The sequence below is a fragment of the uncultured Butyricimonas sp. genome (assembly GCF_959596855.1).
GTDB classification, from domain to species: domain Bacteria; phylum Bacteroidota; class Bacteroidia; order Bacteroidales; family Marinifilaceae; genus Butyricimonas; species Butyricimonas muris.
Genome location: NZ_CAUFYA010000013.1, coordinates 39,913 through 58,773, shown reverse-complemented (window position 1 = coordinate 58,773; position 18,861 = coordinate 39,913). Strand labels below are relative to the sequence as shown.

At 46.5% G+C, this 18,861-nt stretch carries 22 protein-coding genes; 16 read left to right on the top strand and 6 right to left on the bottom strand.

The genetic code is table 11. The annotated features are described in order from the left end of the window. The first annotated feature begins 34 nt into the window (after positions 1 to 34). The gene (locus Q5866_RS07955) at positions 35 to 322 is read left to right on the top strand and encodes a hypothetical protein (RefSeq protein ID WP_255469435.1); all 288 of its coding nucleotides are present in this window, start codon (positions 35 to 37) and stop codon (positions 320 to 322) included. 61 nt (positions 323 to 383) lie between these two features. Here Q5866_RS07955 and Q5866_RS07950 read toward each other — a convergent pair whose 3' ends face one another. Next, positions 384 to 1,610 carry a FecR family protein gene (locus Q5866_RS07950; protein WP_227214587.1) on the bottom strand — a complete coding sequence of 409 codons (1,227 nt, stop codon included), beginning with the start codon at positions 1,608 to 1,610 and terminating at the stop codon, positions 384 to 386. A 489-nt stretch (positions 1,611 to 2,099) separates the two neighbouring features. Between Q5866_RS07950 and Q5866_RS07945 the strand changes: the two genes are divergently transcribed. Next, on the top strand, positions 2,100 to 2,465 hold the full coding sequence (locus tag Q5866_RS07945) for a hypothetical protein (RefSeq protein WP_099292225.1): 366 nt from the start codon (positions 2,100 to 2,102) through the stop codon (positions 2,463 to 2,465). A 74-nt stretch (positions 2,466 to 2,539) separates the two neighbouring features. Here Q5866_RS07945 and Q5866_RS07940 read toward each other — a convergent pair whose 3' ends face one another. Both Q5866_RS07940 and Q5866_RS07935 read right to left on the bottom strand, forming a co-directional pair. After that, positions 2,540 to 3,994: an amino acid permease gene (locus tag Q5866_RS07940; RefSeq protein ID WP_099292226.1), complete on the bottom strand. Its 1,455-nt coding sequence runs from the start codon at positions 3,992 to 3,994 to the stop codon at positions 2,540 to 2,542. A gap of 105 nt (positions 3,995 to 4,099) precedes the next feature. Further along, a complete protein-coding gene (locus tag Q5866_RS07935; protein WP_303179782.1) occupies positions 4,100 to 4,684 on the bottom strand; it encodes an RNA polymerase sigma-70 factor in 585 nt (194 codons plus the stop codon). Between the two features lie 64 nt (positions 4,685 to 4,748). Between Q5866_RS07935 and Q5866_RS07930 the strand changes: the two genes are divergently transcribed. Continuing rightward, a complete protein-coding gene (locus tag Q5866_RS07930) occupies positions 4,749 to 6,419 on the top strand; it encodes a putative transporter (RefSeq protein WP_186975242.1) in 1,671 nt (556 codons plus the stop codon). A 24-nt stretch (positions 6,420 to 6,443) separates the two neighbouring features. Here Q5866_RS07930 and Q5866_RS07925 read toward each other — a convergent pair whose 3' ends face one another. Beyond that, complete coding sequence (locus Q5866_RS07925) at positions 6,444 to 6,992, bottom strand: hypothetical protein (RefSeq protein WP_303179781.1); 549 nt, start codon at positions 6,990 to 6,992, stop codon at positions 6,444 to 6,446. 325 nt (positions 6,993 to 7,317) lie between these two features. Here Q5866_RS07925 and Q5866_RS07920 point away from each other — a divergent pair, with 325 nt between their 5' ends. The 8 genes from Q5866_RS07920 to nth all read left to right on the top strand — a co-directional run bounded on the left by Q5866_RS07920 (position 7,318) and on the right by nth (position 13,885). Next, the gene (locus Q5866_RS07920) at positions 7,318 to 7,533 is read left to right on the top strand and encodes a heavy-metal-associated domain-containing protein (RefSeq protein WP_186975244.1); all 216 of its coding nucleotides are present in this window, start codon (positions 7,318 to 7,320) and stop codon (positions 7,531 to 7,533) included. A gap of 5 nt (positions 7,534 to 7,538) precedes the next feature. Continuing rightward, positions 7,539 to 8,309, top strand: coding sequence for a YaaA family protein (locus Q5866_RS07915; RefSeq protein WP_303179780.1), 771 nt, complete (start codon positions 7,539 to 7,541; stop codon positions 8,307 to 8,309). A 70-nt stretch (positions 8,310 to 8,379) separates the two neighbouring features. Further along, entirely contained in the window at positions 8,380 to 9,132 is a 753-nt protein-coding gene (locus Q5866_RS07910) for a CDGSH iron-sulfur domain-containing protein (RefSeq protein ID WP_186975246.1), read from the top strand. Positions 9,133 to 9,271: 139 nt separating this feature from the next. After that, positions 9,272 to 10,033, top strand: a complete 762-nt coding sequence (locus tag Q5866_RS07905; RefSeq protein ID WP_303179779.1) for a DUF1295 domain-containing protein — start codon at positions 9,272 to 9,274, stop codon at positions 10,031 to 10,033. Between the two features lie 23 nt (positions 10,034 to 10,056). Then, on the top strand, positions 10,057 to 11,349 hold the full coding sequence (locus tag Q5866_RS07900) for an NADH:flavin oxidoreductase (RefSeq protein ID WP_303179778.1): 1,293 nt from the start codon (positions 10,057 to 10,059) through the stop codon (positions 11,347 to 11,349). A gap of 82 nt (positions 11,350 to 11,431) precedes the next feature. Further along, positions 11,432 to 12,331: an SDR family oxidoreductase gene (locus tag Q5866_RS07895; RefSeq protein WP_303179777.1), complete on the top strand. Its 900-nt coding sequence runs from the start codon at positions 11,432 to 11,434 to the stop codon at positions 12,329 to 12,331. Further along, positions 12,297 to 13,160 (top strand): SDR family oxidoreductase, encoded by an 864-nt coding sequence (locus Q5866_RS07890; RefSeq protein ID WP_186975248.1) that lies wholly within the window; start codon positions 12,297 to 12,299, stop codon positions 13,158 to 13,160. The genes Q5866_RS07895 and Q5866_RS07890 overlap by 35 nt, the downstream gene beginning before the upstream one ends. 89 nt (positions 13,161 to 13,249) lie before the next feature. Continuing rightward, positions 13,250 to 13,885 carry an endonuclease III gene (gene nth / locus Q5866_RS07885; protein ID WP_099292236.1) on the top strand — a complete coding sequence of 212 codons (636 nt, stop codon included), beginning with the start codon at positions 13,250 to 13,252 and terminating at the stop codon, positions 13,883 to 13,885. A gap of 14 nt (positions 13,886 to 13,899) precedes the next feature. Here the strand turns inward: nth and Q5866_RS07880 are convergent, their stop codons facing one another. After that, positions 13,900 to 14,436, bottom strand: coding sequence for an HD domain-containing protein (locus Q5866_RS07880; RefSeq protein WP_099294515.1), 537 nt, complete (start codon positions 14,434 to 14,436; stop codon positions 13,900 to 13,902). A gap of 137 nt (positions 14,437 to 14,573) precedes the next feature. Here Q5866_RS07880 and Q5866_RS07875 point away from each other — a divergent pair, with 137 nt between their 5' ends. The 5 genes from Q5866_RS07875 to Q5866_RS07855 all read left to right on the top strand — a co-directional run bounded on the left by Q5866_RS07875 (position 14,574) and on the right by Q5866_RS07855 (position 18,403). Then, positions 14,574 to 15,431 (top strand): nitroreductase family protein, encoded by an 858-nt coding sequence (locus Q5866_RS07875; RefSeq protein ID WP_303179776.1) that lies wholly within the window; start codon positions 14,574 to 14,576, stop codon positions 15,429 to 15,431. An 86-nt stretch (positions 15,432 to 15,517) separates the two neighbouring features. Continuing rightward, entirely contained in the window at positions 15,518 to 15,799 is a 282-nt protein-coding gene (locus Q5866_RS07870) for a YtxH domain-containing protein (protein ID WP_099292238.1), read from the top strand. Between the two features lie 6 nt (positions 15,800 to 15,805). Then, entirely contained in the window at positions 15,806 to 16,219 is a 414-nt protein-coding gene (locus tag Q5866_RS07865; protein WP_099292239.1) for a phage holin family protein, read from the top strand. Further along, positions 16,149 to 16,487: a hypothetical protein gene (locus tag Q5866_RS07860; protein ID WP_303179775.1), complete on the top strand. Its 339-nt coding sequence runs from the start codon at positions 16,149 to 16,151 to the stop codon at positions 16,485 to 16,487. The genes Q5866_RS07865 and Q5866_RS07860 overlap by 71 nt, the downstream gene beginning before the upstream one ends. A gap of 551 nt (positions 16,488 to 17,038) precedes the next feature. After that, entirely contained in the window at positions 17,039 to 18,403 is a 1,365-nt protein-coding gene (locus Q5866_RS07855; RefSeq protein WP_186975251.1) for an MATE family efflux transporter, read from the top strand. A 99-nt stretch (positions 18,404 to 18,502) separates the two neighbouring features. On the opposite strand, the gene Q5866_RS07850 is transcribed toward Q5866_RS07855, so the two are convergent. After that, positions 18,503 to 18,811 carry a hypothetical protein gene (locus tag Q5866_RS07850; RefSeq protein ID WP_099292242.1) on the bottom strand — a complete coding sequence of 103 codons (309 nt, stop codon included), beginning with the start codon at positions 18,809 to 18,811 and terminating at the stop codon, positions 18,503 to 18,505. Between the last annotated feature and the right edge of the window lie 50 nt (positions 18,812 to 18,861).

Sequence of the window (18,861 nt, the reverse complement as noted above, 5' to 3'; positions counted from 1 at the left end):
CGTGTTCTCCAAGCATTTTTGTAGAATCTTTTCTATGTCTACATCGGTTTCATTAAGCGTGATGCCTTTCACGGGTGCAATGTCCGTATCATTGTACATGAAGGTGAAGTGGCTTTGTTGCTTTAACTCCCAGATTACCTCTTCCAAGGTGGCATTTTTCTTCTTGATCGTGACGGTTTGTGCGTTCGCCCCGGCAAAGGTTTGTATCACGAAACACGTGAGTAATAGTAATGTCAATTTCATACATCTAATCATTTTTCGCGTATTTCCCCCGGAGGGAAAAACGCTTTTCCATCTTTTTTTCATAACTTTGTTCAGTTAATTAATGACTAATTAATTCCTAGGATCGGGAAATGTTGGAGCAGGCCCCGATCCTTTTCTTGTTATCGGGTTTGAACGGTAATCGTGTTTGCCTTCCGGACGGCAAGCACTTTCCCGCTCTCGTTGATAATTTCCAGTAAGTTGTCGATTTCTTCGTATTTATCCAGATTCGCCGAAATTTTTATCTCTTTCGCTTCCGGGTTGGTGTAGAAGATTGTCATCCCGTACCAACGAGCCACCTCGTTCATCACGTCTTCCAAACGTTGGTTGCGGAAGACAAACATCCCTTTCACCCATCCCGTGTATAAGTCTGTGTCCACTTTTTGGACGGAAGTTTCTCCGGTTATCCTATCCAGACGGAATTGCTCCGAGGGTTTCAACAACACTTTCGATTTGTCGGTGTAAGCCCAAACGGAACCTTCCACCAGCGTGGTATGCACGATGTCTTCGGTGGGATAAGATTTTACATTGAAACACGTTCCCGTCACTTGTACTTTCATGCCCTTCGTGTTTACTATGAAAGGCCATCCTTCGGCATGCACGACTTGGAAGAATCCTTCTCCTTCGAGAAACACCTCTCGCGGTTTCCCTTCCTCGAATTGTTCGGGAAAGCGTAATTTCGATTCGCAGTTCAACCATATTCGAGTCCCGTCGGTAAGTGTCACTCCATAGTCTGTTCCTGCCGGGATTTGTATCGTGTGGTAGGAAGGAAGTATTATCTGTGAATCCCGAACCTGTTGATGTTGTGAACCTGCCGGGCTATTTGTTTGATAGGCAAGTAAATTCGAGGAGTCGTTCACGATCTGTGTACCTTGAGGTGTTTCCAAGTGAATCTCCGTTTGAGTCAGATCGTAGACTTGTCCCGATGCGGTTGTCAATATGGCACCTTGTTTACCCTTGTGTACTTCTTCTGCCACTTGAATCGTTTTCTGTTTTGTAAAATGCTGTTTTAGCATCAATCCTCCCGCCACGCTCAGCAACACGCCCGTGCATGCAACCACGGATAGCCACGCTCTCCTTCCAACTCGGTGTTGCCGTATCGTTCGACTCCTTTGTGAAGTCATATTCTTTTCTTGTACCTTTTGCCGGAACTTCTTCCACTCCTCGCTCACCACGATCTGCCGCCCGTACTCCTCGCGTAAAAACGCCTCTCGATTCAAGATTACCTCCTCGAACAATTCTTTGTTCTCTTTGATAAGTAGCCACTCTATAAACTTTTCGTCCAACAACTTCTCCGGCTCCCTCAAATGAGAAAGAATAAATTCTATTCTATCGTATTTTTCGTCCATTTTCAGCTTTTTTCTTCTTGTTTTCTTATATCACAGATTCATCTCGAAAATGGGTGAGAAAAAAATGAACTTTTTTTAATTTTTTTTCGTCGAACTTATCCCCGGGAATTTGAAACATGACCTAATACTTTTATTTACACCAATCTAACGCAATAAAAAAAGAGGGCGTATTTCCCGTTTGCTTTCCCGTTCGCCCTCTTAACAAATTCGAATTGTCGCACAAATGTAATAAATTATTTCAATATTAGAATAAAATGCGTGATTTTGAAATGTTTTTTTGGTGGGAATATGATTTTGAATTGAAATTTCGGGATGTGAATTTTTCTGATAGTTGTAGACTCGTTAATGGATTAGGAAGATTTGGCTATTTCCTTTATTATTCGATTAAAATCATTTTTCGTGGAAAAATGTGGTGTTTATATTTTTTTGTATATATTTGTAAAACAGTGATGATGTATTAAGGTATGTTTATTTTATTTCAAAAGTAGCATGAATAGAGAGGATTATTTATCTCAGATGAAGGCACTTGAGGATATTATTATTGATGCTCGTTCGCAACAAGATACTTTGAGGCAGCAGTATATAGATGCCAATAAGAAGTTTGATGTAAATGAGAGGATCAGGATAATTACTCCCGGTTTTAGAAGAGTTACTCCGGATGAACAAGGAAGAACGCGTATTCCCGAAGATGTGAGGTATGCTTATGTAGAAGGATACACGATAGACAGTCAGGGGAAAATAACGTATTTACTGGCGAAGGAGACAACGACTCATCGGAAAGCGGTAGCAAAGACTTCTTACACGGAGTTTGATATTCTTGAAAAGATAGATCCGGAAGCACTTCCGGTTTTGTAAAAGAGGGGAATATCCCGGTGCATAAAAAAAAGAGCGATAAGTGAAAAACTTACCGCTCCCGGTATGTTATGCGGTTAATGTCCGCTTCGTTGGCGTTTCTTTTCCATCGCGATACTGATTATGAATGGGATGGAGAAGAATACCACGGTTCCTATGACGACAAGTCCGGTATACATTGCCGGGCTGCCGACAGGTAGTTGGGATGGTGGGAAGAAGGTGACAGCGAAGGAGAATAGTACTGCAAGAAAGCCTATGCCCGCTATAAGCCACATTCCCAGATTTCCTCCCGGTACCCGGTAACTACGGGGAAGGTCGGGTTGCGTGTACCTCAGCTTAATGCCGGAGGCGTACATCATCATGTACATAAGTAAGTACAATCCGATCGTGAGGGCGCTCAACAGGAAGAATGCAACGCTGACGTCGTCCATGATCATGTAAAGTGAAGATAGAACGGAAACGATACATCCTTGTATGATAAGGATGTTAATTTGTATCCCGTTTTTATTGGTTTTCTTCAGTAAATCGGGAAGTTGTCCGTCTTTTGCTGTCCAGAGTAGACCGCGGCTGGGGCCGGATATCCATGACATAACTCCGGCGAGAGCCCCGAAAGCGACAAGGAGTCCCATCACGTTGGATAGCCAGCCGACATGGTAATGGTCGAACAATTGTTGGAAGGTGGTAAATAATCCCGATTGAAGGTTTATCTGGTCATAAGGGGTGACGATTGCCACTGCCAAAGCTCCTAGGGTAAACAATGCGAAAGAGATCAATGCCGCGAGGAACATGGCGGCCGGGAATTGTTTTTGAGGGTTTTGTAATTCTTGGGCGTGTACGGCGTGTACTTCAACTCCGGCAAAAAGAAGTAATATTCCTGCAAGGAAAGCGATATCGCTCATTCCCGTGATGTGAGGGAACAGACGGGGATGCACGTGATGTGCGGCGTCTATATTTACAACTTCCGAAACGGTGGCCGGCACGTGTTCCAGAGCTATCGGGTTTTTATCAACCATCCAGATGATAGCCATAACGATGACGACGATTCCGGGTAATACCGTTCCGATCAAGAAGCCTTGGCTGGTGAGCTTGGATACGGTGGAAGTCCCCTTGAGGGTTACCCACGTGGCAAACCAGTACATGATGATAGAGAATAATCCGACAAACATTCCGTTCTGTGCCAGATCGGGTTTGCCTATCATGTACGCGATGGATGCGGCGGCAAAACCGAGGACGGTAGGATACCAAACCACGTTCTGTATCCATTGCAGGAAGATAGCGGCAAATCCCATCCGTTGGTTGAAAGCTTCTTTTACCCACGTGTAGACGCCTCCTCCTTTGGAGGCGAAAGCACTACCTAATTCCGCTCCAACAAGGGCGGCGGGAATAAGAAACAGGAAGGTGGCAAAGAATATATAGAAGAACATGGTAAGTTCTTCTTGTGCCATCATTGGTAAACCTCGCAGGCTGATTACCGCGGCGGCGGTCATTAGCGCGAGTTGAGTTGTAGTGATGTTCTTAGTTGGTTTAGTCATAACGAAAAATTTAAAATGAGATATGTTTTCCTCCGTTTTTATTTAATATTTTTCGTTGTAACGTGGAGAGAAGAAGATTTGTTATGTAAATTTCTAATAATTTGATTATCGTTGATAGCCCTCCGGTGTGCTATCGTTGTGCAAAGAGTCTTCGTGAACGAGAAGAAGTAATAGCAGAGAAGAGGGAAACTCGTCACGTAATATATTTAATCCGGTGGTTACGTGTGTTTTAACGGTGTTGACCGAGATGTTAAGTTCTTCCGCTATTTCTTTATATTTTTTGCATTCTATAAAGCATAATTTCATCACCCGCGAGCAACGTTCCGGAAGTTGGTCTATTCGTTTTATGATACGGTTGATGAGTTCATCCCGATCGGAAGGCTCGGATAGGGTATATACCGGTTCCTCGACAAGTGCCTGTTGTGCGTGGGCGTCCTCTACTTTCCGGTGTGCCAAGTAATTGATTGCCCTGTTGCGGGTAAGGCTGAACAGGTAAGGCAGGATAGGACGGGAAAAGTCTATTTCTTCCCGGTGACTCCACAAGCTGAGAAATACGTCATGAACGATATCTTTCGAGGCGTCCGGATCGTTCACGAAAGTAGTAGCGTGGGTACATAGCGTTGCAAAGTGCTGTTTGAAGATATCTTCAAACCCGGTACACATCGATTCTTTGTTTTTCACGCGTTCCATAATCCAACTTTGATTGTTGCAAAGGTAGGAAAATTTATTAATTTTGGCATTCAAATTTCAATATATGGAATGGTTGAATAGTTTATTTGTAGAACACTCTGTTATTCAGGCGGTAATCGTGATATCGCTGGTTTCGGCAGTGGGATTGGCTTTAGGGAAAATCAGTATCTGGGGAGTATCGTTAGGGGTGACGTTCGTGTTCTTTGCCGGTATTATGGCAGGCCATTTCGGTCTCACGATTGATCCGCAGATGTTGAATTACGCCGAGAGTTTCGGGTTGATTATTTTCGTGTACGCTCTCGGTTTGCAGGTGGGACCCGGTTTTTTCTCGTCATTGGGAAAGGGCGGTTTGAAGTTGAATATACTGGCAATGGTCGTGGTGGCTCTCGGGGTAATGCTGACTTTGGGTTTTCATTGGACGACGGGGGTATCTTTGCCGGACATGGTAGGTATTCTCAGCGGTGCGGTGACAAATACCCCGGCGTTGGGTGCGGCGCAACAGACGTTGAAGCAGATGGGAGATCCGACGATGACTCCTTCCGATATAGCGTTGGGATGTGCGGTGGCTTATCCGTTGGGGGTAGTCGGGGTGATTCTTGCAGTGATTTTCGTGCGTAAACTTTTTGCCTCGAATATCTTTTTCAAGAAATCGAATGATGATAAGCATAAGAAGACGATTGTTGTGGGGTTGAACGTGAGCAATCCCGGCGTGGAGGGCAAGACAATTAAAGATATAGCGCGAATGGCGTCGAAGAGATTCGTGATTTCCCGTTTGTGGCGTGACGGGAAGGTAGTCATTCCGGCTTCCGACACGGTAGTGCAGCTTGGCGATCGTTTGCTGGTTATTATCACGGAAAGTGATGTTGACGCTTTGTCGGGAATGATTGGTGAGCGGGACACGACGGATTGGAATCAGGAGGATATCGACTGGAATGCCGTGGATAACCAACTCGTGTCGCATCGTATCGTGATTACACGTCCCGATATTAACGGGAAGCGGTTGGGGACATTGCGCCTACGGAACGAGTTCGGGATTAACGTGACTCGTATTTACCGAGCGGGAATCGTGCTTTTGCCGACACCTGATCTTGTCTTGCAGTTGGGCGACCGTTTGAACGTGGTTGGCGAGGAGGCTGCTATTGCCCGGGTGGGGGAAGCTGTGGGTGATGCCGTGAAAGACCTTGACGAACCTAATCTTGTGGCGGTGTTTATCGGTATGGTATTCGGTTTGTTGCTCGGTTCAATACCTTTGGCTATTCCCGGTATCAGTTTTCCGGTGAAGTTGGGATTGGCGGGAGGTCCGATTATAATGGGTATTCTGGTCGGTGCTTTCGGTCCTCGGATACATATGATTACTTACACGACGATTAGCGCGAACTTGATGTTGCGGGCTTTGGGACTTTCGATGTATCTCGCTTGTCTTGGGCTGGATGCCGGTACGCATTTCTTCGAAACGGTTTTTCGTCCGGAAGGAGCATTGTGGGTGGCTCTCGGTTTTGCTATCACGGTGGTTCCTGTCGTGCTTGTGGCGGCTGTGGCAATCAAGTGGATGAAGATTGATTTCGGTTCGGTGGCGGGAATGTTGTGCGGGAGTATGTCTAACCCGATGGCGTTGAATTATGTAAACACGACCGTGGATAATGATTCTCCTTCCGTGGCATACGCGACAGTTTACCCGTTGACGATGTTCGTACGGGTAATTCTGGCGCAGGTGATTTTGATGTTGTTTCTTTGAGTGTAGGCTTGTGAACTTTTATTTTCAGAGGCAGAAGTCGCTTTTTTCCCATTCGATGGAGCATCCTGTGATTGGGACGGCGCCTTTGTCAGTGATATCGAGCAGTTCATCTTCCATTTCATAGTAGGCGAAGCCGGCTCCTATGACTAGCTTTTTGTAGATTTCGTTTATGTCGATAGCTTTCGGCACGAGTTTTCCTTGCCTTATGGATACAGGGGTGAGTTTTTGTCCTTTTACCCCGATTTTTATTCTTCCGCCGATAAACAGGATATGCCAACCGTCCACCACGGGCAGGTCTTGCGTGGGATATAGCACGTGTTTTCCTTTTGTGCTGGTAAAGGTGATTTTTGCCGGACGTATTTCACGATTTTTCCCGAATATTTTACTGGCGAGAGTACCCTGTCTGGTCATTTCGTCTATGGTATATTTAAATTCATCAATGAGGTCGGGCATGAGCATGTAAAGTTCTTTCTGCGGGTCTTCGTCCCATTCATCGAGTTTCATTTCCAATATTAGAGCAAGAGCCATGAGAGCCTCTGGTGCCACGTGGAGGGTAATATCTTTTCTTTTCATAGCTGTATGTTTTATATTTTCCTTCTTGATCATTTGTATTTATAGCCGGGAAGTAAGTTACGCGAATATTTTATAAAAAACAACGAATTGTTTCATTTTTCTCCTTGCGGACGGTAGGTAGACACGGGAACAGGCAAAGATTTTATGGAGATCCTATAATAATGTCAAAAAAAAGTTTACCCTTGGTATGGAATTTGGTGATCTAATACTTTATATGCCTGTCATTTGAAACATAGAAGCACTTGTATTCGTAAACATATAAATGATAATTTGCAATGTCAGGTAATGATAGTCATATCTTGTAAACTTTATAAACAGATTAGACATGGAAAAGAAATTTCGATTCAAGACAAACCTAAAATGTAATGGTTGCGTATCAAAAGTTACCCCGTACTTGAATAGCACGAGGGACGTTACGGATTGGACTGTTGATTTGAAACATCCCGATAAAGTACTGACAGTGACGTTGCAAACGGGCGATACCCGTTCCGTGCGCAAGGCATTCGAGGGTGCGGGGTATAAAATTGAAGAAATACATTAGAAGTTATGTTGATTATTTTATCACCGGCAAAGGCCATGGATATGTCCGCGGTAGAGAAAGATGTTCCGGGTTCTATACCCGAGTACGCGACCGAGGCGGAGTATCTCGCGGAACAGATGCGTCGTTTTTCGGCATCCGATTTAGAGAAAATGTTAAAGATCAGTGATAAGTTGGCTCAGGAGAATTACGAACGTTATCAAAAGTTCGGTAGTTTGTCGAATCCTCGCAAACAGGCGTTGCTGGCATATAACGGGAGTGTGTTCAAAGCTATTGATCCAGCTTCATTCGCGGTAGACGATCTGAGATATGCCCAGAATCATCTCCGTATTATTTCAACGCTCTACGGGTTGGTACGACCGCTTGATCTGATACAGGCGTACCGTATCGCTTTCGCGGTAAAATTGAACGGGACAAACGGGGGTGATCTTTACGATTATTGGACGCCCAAGTTGACAATCCCGTTGCTGGATGCCGTACGTTCTGCCGGTGGTATTATGGTAAACCTCGCCAGTCTTGATATACAAGGGGCGTTACAAATGGACGTGATCCGGGAAAAGGTGAAGGTGATCACACCGGAGTTTCAAGAGTGGCGTGACGGGAAATACGAGACAATTCGTACTTATGCCAAGGTAGCACGAGGTATTATGACCCGTCACATTCTGCTCAACCGTATCGAGGCCCCCGAGGAGTTGAAGTCTTTTCGTTGGGACGGTTTCACGTTTAACCCGGAACTATCGAATGAAGAACATTATTTTTTCACGCGGGTGAAGAAATAATGTGGTGATTTCTTGAAACAAAACCTTATTTTTTTACGATATATCTATCATGTTATAAATCTTATAAGTCATGAAAGAGCGTAAAATAGAACCGGGGACACCCCTGAACGATCATAAGTATTCTATCGTGGTGGATCGCAAAGGACCTTATATGGTCTACGGGCGTCCACCCATGAAACAACAGTTTATCGTGCAAAATGAGGAAGGTACTTCGTGGTCGTATCGCGACGGTATCGAGTTCGATTTGGAAGATGACCCCGTGGCGCTTTGTCGGTGCGGTGCATCAAAGAATCACCCCTTTTGTGACGGCAGCCATTTGACCACCAATTGGGATCCCTCGCTGACTGCCGATAATATACCTTTACTCGATAACGCCGACGTGTTCGACGGTCCGGAATTGGAATTGACGGATAACGAGAAATATTGTGCTTTTGCCCGTTTTTGTGATGCTTACGGTAAGGTGTGGAATCTTGTCGAGGAATCCGACGATAAGGAAGCACGTGAACTTACCGTGCGCGAGGCGAATTATTGTCCTGCCGGAAGACTGAAGGCGTGGGACAAGGAGAAAGGTGAGTTTATCGAGAACAGGCTGACTCCCTCGCTCGTGTTACTTGAAGATCCTCAGGAACGTTGCAGTGGTCCGCTGTTCGTGAGAGGGGGGATTCCTATTGACGACACGGAGGGGGTAAAATACGAACTTCGCAATCGGGTTACTCTTTGTCGTTGCGGTGCCTCGTCCAACAAGCCATTCTGCGACGGTACGCATGCCAGTATCCGTTTCCGTGACGGATTGCCGGGACCGCACGGGGAAGCTAAACGATAAATAGGTTCATAAAGTTCATAAGGTTTGTAAAGTTTATAAAGTAACGGGTGCTTCTCGGACTGTGTCTATTACTTTATAAACCTTATGAACTTTATAAACTTTTTATTAGTTTTGCCGGAAACTAATAAAAGGTTATTGTATGGATACATTTCATATATTTTTATTCGTGATGACCGGAATTGCGGTTATCGTTTTCGTGGCACTTTATTTCGTGAAGGCGGGATACGGTATGTTTTTTGACGCGAAGTGGGGATGTCCGCTGAATAATCGGTTGGGGTGGGTGCTCATGGAGAGTCCCGTTTTCGTGGCGATGTTGCTTTACTGGTATTTTTCCGATCGTCGTTTTGATATTGTTCCGTTTTTATTCTTTCTTTTTTTCGAGATACATTATTTCCAGCGTTCGTTCATTTTCCCGTTTCTGCTGAAGGGTAAGGGACGTATGCCGTTGGGTATCGTGCTTATGGGAATCACGTTCAACGTGCTTAATGCATGTATGCAAGGGGGATGGATATTTTATTTCTCTCCCGCGGATATGTACACGACGGCGTGGCTGACCACCCCGCAATTTATCATCGGTACGGTCGTGTTTTTCGGGGGGATGTTTATCAATCTTCATTCCGATTATATTATCCGGCATTTGCGTCGTCCCGGTGACACGGCTCATTATCTGCCTCGAGGCGGTATGTTCCGTTACGTGACTTCCGCGAATTATTTCGGTGAAATCGTGGAGTGGACAGGTTTTGCCATACTCACGTGGTCTCTTTCCGGCACGGTATTTGTCGTTTGGACATTCGCGAACCTTGTGCCGCGAGCGAACACTATTTATCATCGTTATCTTGACGAATTCGGTGATGAGGTGCGCGCGATGCGTTTGAAGCGGGTGATACCGTTTATATATTAGTTCTCAAAGATAAAAAGGTTAACATGAAAGAAGACACCACTAACAGCAACAACTTGCAACTCGCTAACGGCGGATGTAACCCGCAACCTGCGACTGCCGAAGGCAGCAAACTGTTCACGCCTTATAATATCGGTCCTTTGACATTGCGCAACCGGACGATTCGGGCGGCTGCTTTCGAGGGAATGTGCCCGGGGAATGCCCCGTCGGATATGTTGCATGATTATCACGTGGCGGTAGCCCGCGGGGGAATCGGTATGACCACCTTGGCATACGCGGCAGTGACGAGGAGCGGATTGTCGTTTCCTCACCAGCTATGGTTGCGGCGGGAGATCATTCCCGATTTGCGGCGTATAACCGATGATATCCACGCCGAGGGAGCCGCGGCATCTATTCAAGTGGGGCATTGCGGGAATATGTCCCATCGCTCGATATGTGGTTGTATGCCTCTCTCTGCGTCCAGCGGTTTCAATATTTATTCGCCTACGCTCGTGCGGGGAATGAAACGGGACGAGATCGTCGATATGGCACGGGAGTATGGTAACTCCGTGCGTCTTGCCCGAGAGGCGGGATTCGATGCCGTGGAGATTCATGCCGGGCATGGTTATTTGATTAGTCAGTTTCTTTCGCCTTATACCAATCATCGTCGCGACGAGTATGGTGGTTCGCTCCAGAACAGGATGCGTTTTATGCGTATCGTGATGGACGAGGTGATGGAGGCGGCGGGCGATGATATGGCTATCCTCGTGAAAGTGAATACACGCGACGGTTTTCGCGGTGGCATGGAAGTACCGGAGTGTATCGAGGTTGCGAAAGCTTTGGAAAAATCAGGAGCACACGCTCTTATTCTTAGTGGCGGGTTTGTCAGTCGGGCTCCGATGTACGTGATGCGCGGGGCTATGCCGATACGTTCTATGACACATTATATGCATCAGGCGTGGTTACGCTGGGGGGTACGTTTGGCAGGACGTTTTATGATTCCGACGGAGCCTTTCAAAGAAGCTTATTTTTATGATGACGCGATAAAATTTCGTGAGGCGTTGCATTTGCCTCTCGTCTTTGTCGGTGGTCTGATAGCTCGTGATACGATAGATCGGGTGCTGAATTCGGGATTCGAGTTTGTTTCTATGGCAAGAGCCTTACTTAATGAACCGGATTTCGTGAACCGTATGGCACGAGAAGAAAACGCCCGAAATACTTGTGAGCATGTCAATTATTGCATCGCCCGGATGTATTCCCGCGAGATGGCTTGCTACCAGCACGTGAAGGATTTGCCGAAATCGCTGGTAAAGGAAATGGAACGATTAAATGATTTATGATTTATGATTTATGATTTATGATTGCCGATTGAGTGATTAAGTGATTAGTGATTAGATATTTAGTGATTAAGTGATTATCGGAATGAAAAGTAACTTGCAACTCGCCGAAGGCGAATGTAACTTGCAACCTGCAACTTGCCGAAGGCAAACAAAGAAGGCGAACCTCACGGCTGTTGTAACCGGAGCGAGTTCCGGTATCGGACGGGAATATGCCCGGCAGTTGTGCGAGAAGGGATACGAGGTGGTGATGGTGAGCAACGAGGATATCCCGCTACGGAAAGCGGCGGAAGAGTTCGCCGCGAAATACGGAACCCGGACTTATCCCGTGTGCATGAATCTGGCTGTACCCGATGCGGCGGTGCGGTTGCACGAATTTTGTCGAGAACGGGGATTCACGGTTGATATACTGGTGAATAACGCGGGTGTATTCTATTTCGAGCAGGTTGTGGATGTTCCCGTTGATCGGGTGGAGTTGATGCTGACGCTTCACGTGACTACACCGACAATGCTATGCCGTCTTTTCGGTGAAGATATGAAATCCCGCCGTCGCGGGTATATCTTGAATATGTCGTCCGCCTCGGCGTGGTTACCTTACCCGTCAATTTCGCTTTATGCGTCCACGAAAGTTTTTCTTAGAAATTTCTCCCGTGCGTTCCGGTTGGAAATGCTTGACCACGGGGTAAGTGTCACTGCGGTGTGTCCGGGTGCGGTAGCGACAGACTTGTACAATTTACCGCGACATTTGCAAAGACTCGCCTTGCGCCTTGGGGTGATGATGACTCCCCGTTCGTTGGCTCGCCGCGGGTTACGGGCTATGTTCCGTCGTCGGGCAAGAGTAATCCCGGGGATATTCAATTATTTCATGATCGGGACATTGAAACTCGTGCCATTAGGGGTGATCAGGTGGGCGATTCGAGAGGTAGATAGAAGGATAAAAGGAAAGAAAAATGAAACAAGGTTGGGTAATAGTCACGGGTGCTAACGGCGGCATGGGACGGGCAATTGCGATGGCGGTAGCCCGGGCGGGAATGCCCGTGGTGATGGCTTGTCGCGATATAGCGAAAGCGATACCGGTGCGCGAGGATATTGTACGGGAGAGTGGTAATTCAAACGTGGAATTATATCGTCTTGATCTCGCTTCGTTCGCGTCCATTCAAATGTTTTCCGAGGAAATGACAAGAAAGGATATTGCCGTGCTGGTGAATAACGCGGGAACGATGCCCGGCGAATTTTCTCTGACGGAAGACGGGCTGGAAATGACCGTCGGTGTGAATTACGCGGGGACGTGGTTGCTGACCAATTCGTTACTCCCGTTCATGGGACACGGCATCGAATCGCGTGTTATCAACACGACCTCGATCACCACTTGCATGGGACACGTGGGAGAGCGTTTCCTTGTTCCCGACCCGGAACGTTTCCGGCGTTTCCGGGCGTATCCGGATTCTAAACTTGCCGTGCTCATGTTCACGGCGGAACTTGCCCGGCGGTTACGCGGGCGCACGATTACTGCCAACGCGGTCGATCCCGGTGTAGTCGATACGGGCATGATCACGATGGGACGTTGGTATGACCCGTTGACCGATCTTCTGTTCCGTCCCTTTATCAAATCTCCCGCGCGGGGAGCATCCTCTGCCATTATGCTCGCTACTACCGACCGCTACGCCCACGTGACGGGTAGTCTTTTCCGTGGCGGTCATCCCGTCAAACTACCTGCCGAGGCTCGTGACCTTCCGGCTTGTCGGGCTTTGTGGGAAGAAACACTTCACTTCGTGCAGGGAAAGTTGCGTCGCCCGTGGGATGAATTTAGTTGATCGTGTGATTACAGAATCGACTTCGGGGCGTGTATTTTGAAAAATAACTTGTAACTTGCGGACTTGAAACTTGTAATTATATATAAGGTATGGAATTGAAAGAAAGATATGACCGCGTGTTGGCATGGTTCCGGGAAGAGATGCCCGTTGCCGACACGGAGTTGCGTTATAATGACCCTTTCCAGTTGCTGGTTGCGGTCATCCTGTCGGCACAGTGTACTGACAAGCGGGTAAATATGGTGACTCCGGCATTATTCGAGCGATTCCCGACAGCCGAGGCGATGGCGGGCGCCACGATAGAAGAGATTTTCGAGTTGATACGGTCGATATCGTACCCGAATAATAAGTCCAAACATTTGTCGGCAATGGCGAAGAAATTGATGAACGAGTTCAACGGGGAAGTGCCGTCTGATTTCGAGTTACTGCAAACCTTGCCCGGTGTGGGACGAAAGACCGCGAACGTTATGGAAGCGGTGGCTTTCGGGCGTCCGGCAATGCCCGTGGACACGCACGTGTTTCGTGTGGCTGATCGTATCGGGTTGGTGACAGGGGCACGTACTCCACTGGAAACAGAGAAACAACTCGTGGCTAATATCCCGGCGGAATGGTTGTCGAGAGCACACCATTGGTTGATTTTGCATGGACGGTACGTGTGTACGGCACGAAGCCCGAAATGCGGGGAATGCGGGATAAAGAACTGGTGTAGAAAGCAAAATGGAGAATAACACTCCATTTTAAATTACAAGAACAGTCTGCACCATTCGTCAAAGCGGGCGGCGGAATCCGCCCCGTGAAACAACATTTCGGCACGGATTTTACTGATTTTCTTTTCGCGGGTGAGGTTGCTTTTCGAGTAGAACTTGTCGGCGAAAGCGATGAGTTTCTCTTCCAGCGTGACGGGTTGCATGTCGCGAAGGGGAAGCGGGAGATGTTTTTCCTGTATCATTTCGATCGTGAGCCCTGTGCCCGTGTGACGTTCGCACACGAGGGCGTGGCGAGGCAGTCCTTCTTTCCGGAGTAAATCGGCACCGAGATAGCCGTGGCAAATGTAAGGATATTCGCCGAAACACCCGATGTCGGGAGCGTTGGTGAGGAATATCCCGATATCGTGCAACATGGCGGCTTCTTTGATAAAGGAGATATCGAGATCCATTTCCGCGTGGCGCATAGCGATGGCGAGTGCTTTGTCCCGCACGAGTTGGCTGTGTATCAATAGACTTTGTCCCGCGAGGGAGTCAAGCGTGTAGTATTTGCGTATAATATCTAACGGTTGTATCATTTGTTCGTTTTTTAAGCCCACAAATATAAGGTTTAGTTTATAAAGTAGCGATACCCGCAAGTATGCTTTGAAATCATTTACGAATAAAAGTTCTTTTAGGTTATGAAATAGTCATTGAACTTTTATAAATTTGTATGATTTTAAGCGGGGAGAAAGGTAGTGGGGTGTGGAATGTCGAATTTCTAAGTGAACAGGATATGATCAGAATAAATGTTACTTTATCGGTCGGCGCCGGGGTACGCGCCGAAGTTGCGGCTTTGTTGAGCGAAATGGCAGACCTCTCGCGAGGAGAGCGGGGATGTATCGGTTACGAGATACTGGAAAATTGTCGGCTGGAAGACACGATGATGATCATAGAAACGTGGGAGAACGAGGCGGTGCTGGCGACACATAAGGAAAGCGGACATTTCACGCGCATTATTCCCCGTGTACGGGAATTGGCGACGGAGATGAAAAGCCAGAAATTCACGACGATGGCTTCCGCGGACGAGGCGATTACAGGTCGCCGCACGGTGCGGGAATACACGGGGGAGAAGATTTGCACGGGAGTGATCGAGCGTGTGGTGCGTGCCGGAATGTACGCACCCTCGGTGAAAGATCGTCGCCCGTGGGAGTTCTTCGTGATGGAGGATGCGAAACATCTGCACGAGTTGGCGGAGATTTTGCCGGGGAGCGAGGCGTTGCGGACAGCCCCGATGGCTATACTCGTGTGTTGTAATACCCGGCTGGCAGGTCTGGAGGGTGGTAATTGGCCGCAGGAATTGGGAGCCTGCGTGCAGAATATGTTGCTGCAAGCCTATGCCGAAGGATTGGGAACGGCATGGATCGGGGTGTACCCGAAAATGCATTTCGTGCACGAGGTGAAAAAAGCATTGCACTTGTCGTCGGAATTTGTGCCGTTCGCCGTGGTTGCGCTCGGGAATGCGGCAAGGGAAACGGATACTGTGACGGAACGGTATGACCCGTTGAAAGTGCATTTTATAAGTCGTTAAAATTAGTCTTGAAAAATAAAGAAAAAGGCAAACTTTTTGCAGTTCTATTCGTTGAAGTAAATATATAAATTAAAAATTAGACGAATATGAAAAACGAAACTTCAAATTTACTGCTGGGTCTGGGTATAGGCGCGGTAGTTGGAGTAGCTGTCGGGTATTTAATGGTTGCCGACAACCGCAAGAAATTAGCCGAAGAGTTTGATCACGCTGTTGCCAAAGTAAAGGACGAGGTGAAAGGCGTATACGCTAAAGCAAAATCAAAAGCCGAGGAAGCACGCGAACATGTTTCCGAGAATGTACATGATGTAGCGGAAAAAGTAGCGGGAAAGACTGAACACGAGGGGAGAGCGGCTGCTGAAACCAAGTAACGGCTTATGGAGAATTTCGCCGAAAAGACTTTCTCCGGGTTGAAAAATGACATTTCAACCTACGTGGAGACAAGACTTGAGCTAATGAAATTGAACACGTACGAGAGGGTAGCCAAGACAATGGCGGTCTTCTCGTACGGTATTGTTTTGGTATTGCTCGCCTTTTTCGCTATTCTTTTCCTGTTTCTCGCCCTTGGTTTTTTCCTCGGCGAGATATTGAACAGCGTGGCACTGGGGTTTTTGTTGGTAGTGGGGATGTACCTGTTGTTGTTCGGGCTGATTCTGTTGTTCCGGGAGAAGATTAGCGCGAGGGTGACAAATGAGATTATAACCGCGATGATGAGTAAAGATGAAAAAGAGGACGAAGAAACCACCGACCCCGCTGGAGATATTACGGGCGGAACAGAAACGGGTGCGTGAGAGTTGCCGTTTGCAGGAGGAAAAACTGAACGAGGATTTCCGTTTTATCCATCGCCATTCCGGGAAATTGTTGTTTTCCGGTATCTCGTCGTTGTTTTTTTCCGGCAGGAGGGACGATACCCCGAAGGAAGAAAAGGAGGTGTGCGATACCCCGATGCTGGGTGCCATGTTAAAAGATTTTTCGCCTGTTTTGATAGAGGCGGCTATACCCATTGTATTACGCTGGGGTGTGGGGCGGATCGGCAGACTATTCAAGGGAAAAAAATAAGGGTTTGTAAGGTTCATAGAGTTTATAAGGTTTATAAAGTAATAGATATCCGCGGGATGCTTTATATGCGGCGTCTCCTTGGGAATCCTCTACTTTATAAACCTTTAGGGCAAATGCGTCAAAATTGAATAGAGAGAAAAATTATCCCCTTTTTCTCTCTTGTTTAGTGTGAGATAAGTTAAATAGTAATTATATATGATATATATACTTTATAGTTTCTTTATAACAACTCCTATTCAACTCCTATTCAACTCCTATTCATCTTCTATTATAAAGGTAAAATAATAGAAAATAAATTGAAATTGAATAAAGTTTGATAATACGAAAATACATGGTATAATTATTATTCATTATAGAAAAATAACTGAATACACCAGAATCTTATCTTGAAAAAGGAAGGAAAATAGTAAAAATTATTTTGATGCGGTTGCCCTAGATAAACCTTATAAACTTTATAAACTATTTGCTATCTTTGCGCTCTCTGTTCTTATCTGATGGTGATCGAGGGGGAGTGAACGAGGCTGTAATACTAAAGAAAGGAGGATCATTTTATGTCTGCTGCGGACGCATCGCATTTATTGGAAACAAAACCCGTCGGGAAGTTATTGCTTCAGTACTCGATACCCGCTATCATCGGGATGACGGTTACATCGTTGTATAATATTATTGATAGTGTTTTTATCGGTCATGGCGTGGGACCGCTTGCCATTTCGGGATTGGCGATTACTTTCCCGTTGATGAACCTGATTATTGCTTTTTGTACACTGATTGGTGTCGGGGGAGCCACGATCAGTTCCATATACATGGGACAGAGAGATATGGAAAAGACCTCGTCGGTGTTGGGGAACGTGTTTTTGCTGTGCGTTATTCTCGGATTCTGTTTCGGAGGGATTGCCACGTTATTACTGGAGCCCACGTTGCGGTTCTTCGGGGCAAGCGAGGCCACGATGCCTTACGCCAGAGATTTTATGGAGGTGATACTATTGGGAAATCCTATCGCTTTCACTTTTATCGGGTTGAACAACCTGATGCGCGCGACGGGATACCCGAAGAAAGCCATGTTGTCATCGCTGTTGACGGTTTTCGTGAATATTATATTAGCCCCGATATTTATTTTCCATTTCGGGTGGGGAATCCGGGGGGCAGCGTTCGCTACCGTGATCGCGCAGACGAGCGGGTTGGTGTGGATTCTGGCACATTTTATAAACAAGAATAGTTCGGTACATTTCAAGGCCGGAATATTCCGGTTAAAAGGCCGGATAATCAAAAGTATTCTTTCTATAGGGATGTCGCCTTTCTTGATGAACGTGTGCGCCAGTACGGTGGTGATTATCTTGAATAATAGTTTCATGCGCTACGGTGGAGATTTGGCAATCGGGGCTTATGGCATCGTGAACCGGGTGTTGACGTTGTTTATCATGATCGAGATCGGGCTCACGCAGGGAATGCAGCCGGTAGTCGGGTATAATTACGGGGCGTTATTGTTTGACCGGGTACGACGTGTGTTGCGTTATGCCATGATCACGGGAATCTCGATCACGACGTTCGGGTTTATCACGAGCCAATTATTCCCGGACTTTATCGTGGGTATGTTCACGGATAATCATGAGTTGACGGAGCTTGCAAAGTTCGGGTTACGGATAACTTGTTTGTTATTTCCGCTGGTCGGGTGTCAGATTATTATTACCAATTTTTTCCAGTCTATCGGGAAAGCGAAAGTTTCTATATTCCTGTCGTTGTCGCGCCAGTTGATATTCTTGATACCGTTCCTGCTGATTTTACCCCGTTTCTGGGGTATCACGGGCGTGTGGGCCAGTTTGCCCATGGCGGATTTTATTTCTTTCGTGATGGCAGTCGTTACCTTATTTTATTTTAATAAAAAGGGACTCCTTTTCAAGATGAACAAACAGATATGAGGAAAAGTGTGGTAAATACTTTTTATACATGTGGAAATATTTCCCATGAAATAAGAAACGGGCTCAATTTCTTGAACCCGTTTTTTACTTAAAGAATGTCTAATCTTCCAGCGTGACTGCTCCCGAGAGAGCTACCGCTTCTTTATTACGGAAGATCATAATAGGTGAAACTGCTTCGTAAGCAGACATTATATACTCGAATAGTTGAGCTGTGGCTAATTTCCCGCGCTCAGCCAGTGAGAGTTTCAATTTCATACCCGTGTTCGCGTCCTCGCTTTTCTGTAACTCAGACAGACCGAGGAACTGTTTGGTTTCCAACAAATATTGCACCCGGTGCAATTCTTCCGGCTCGAAAAATAATTCGTAATTTTTCTCTTCCCGATTTCTACTGAATAAAGTTGTTTTCATTTTTGTGTGTATTGTGTGTGTATATATATAACGCTTTACGCGTTGCTCCG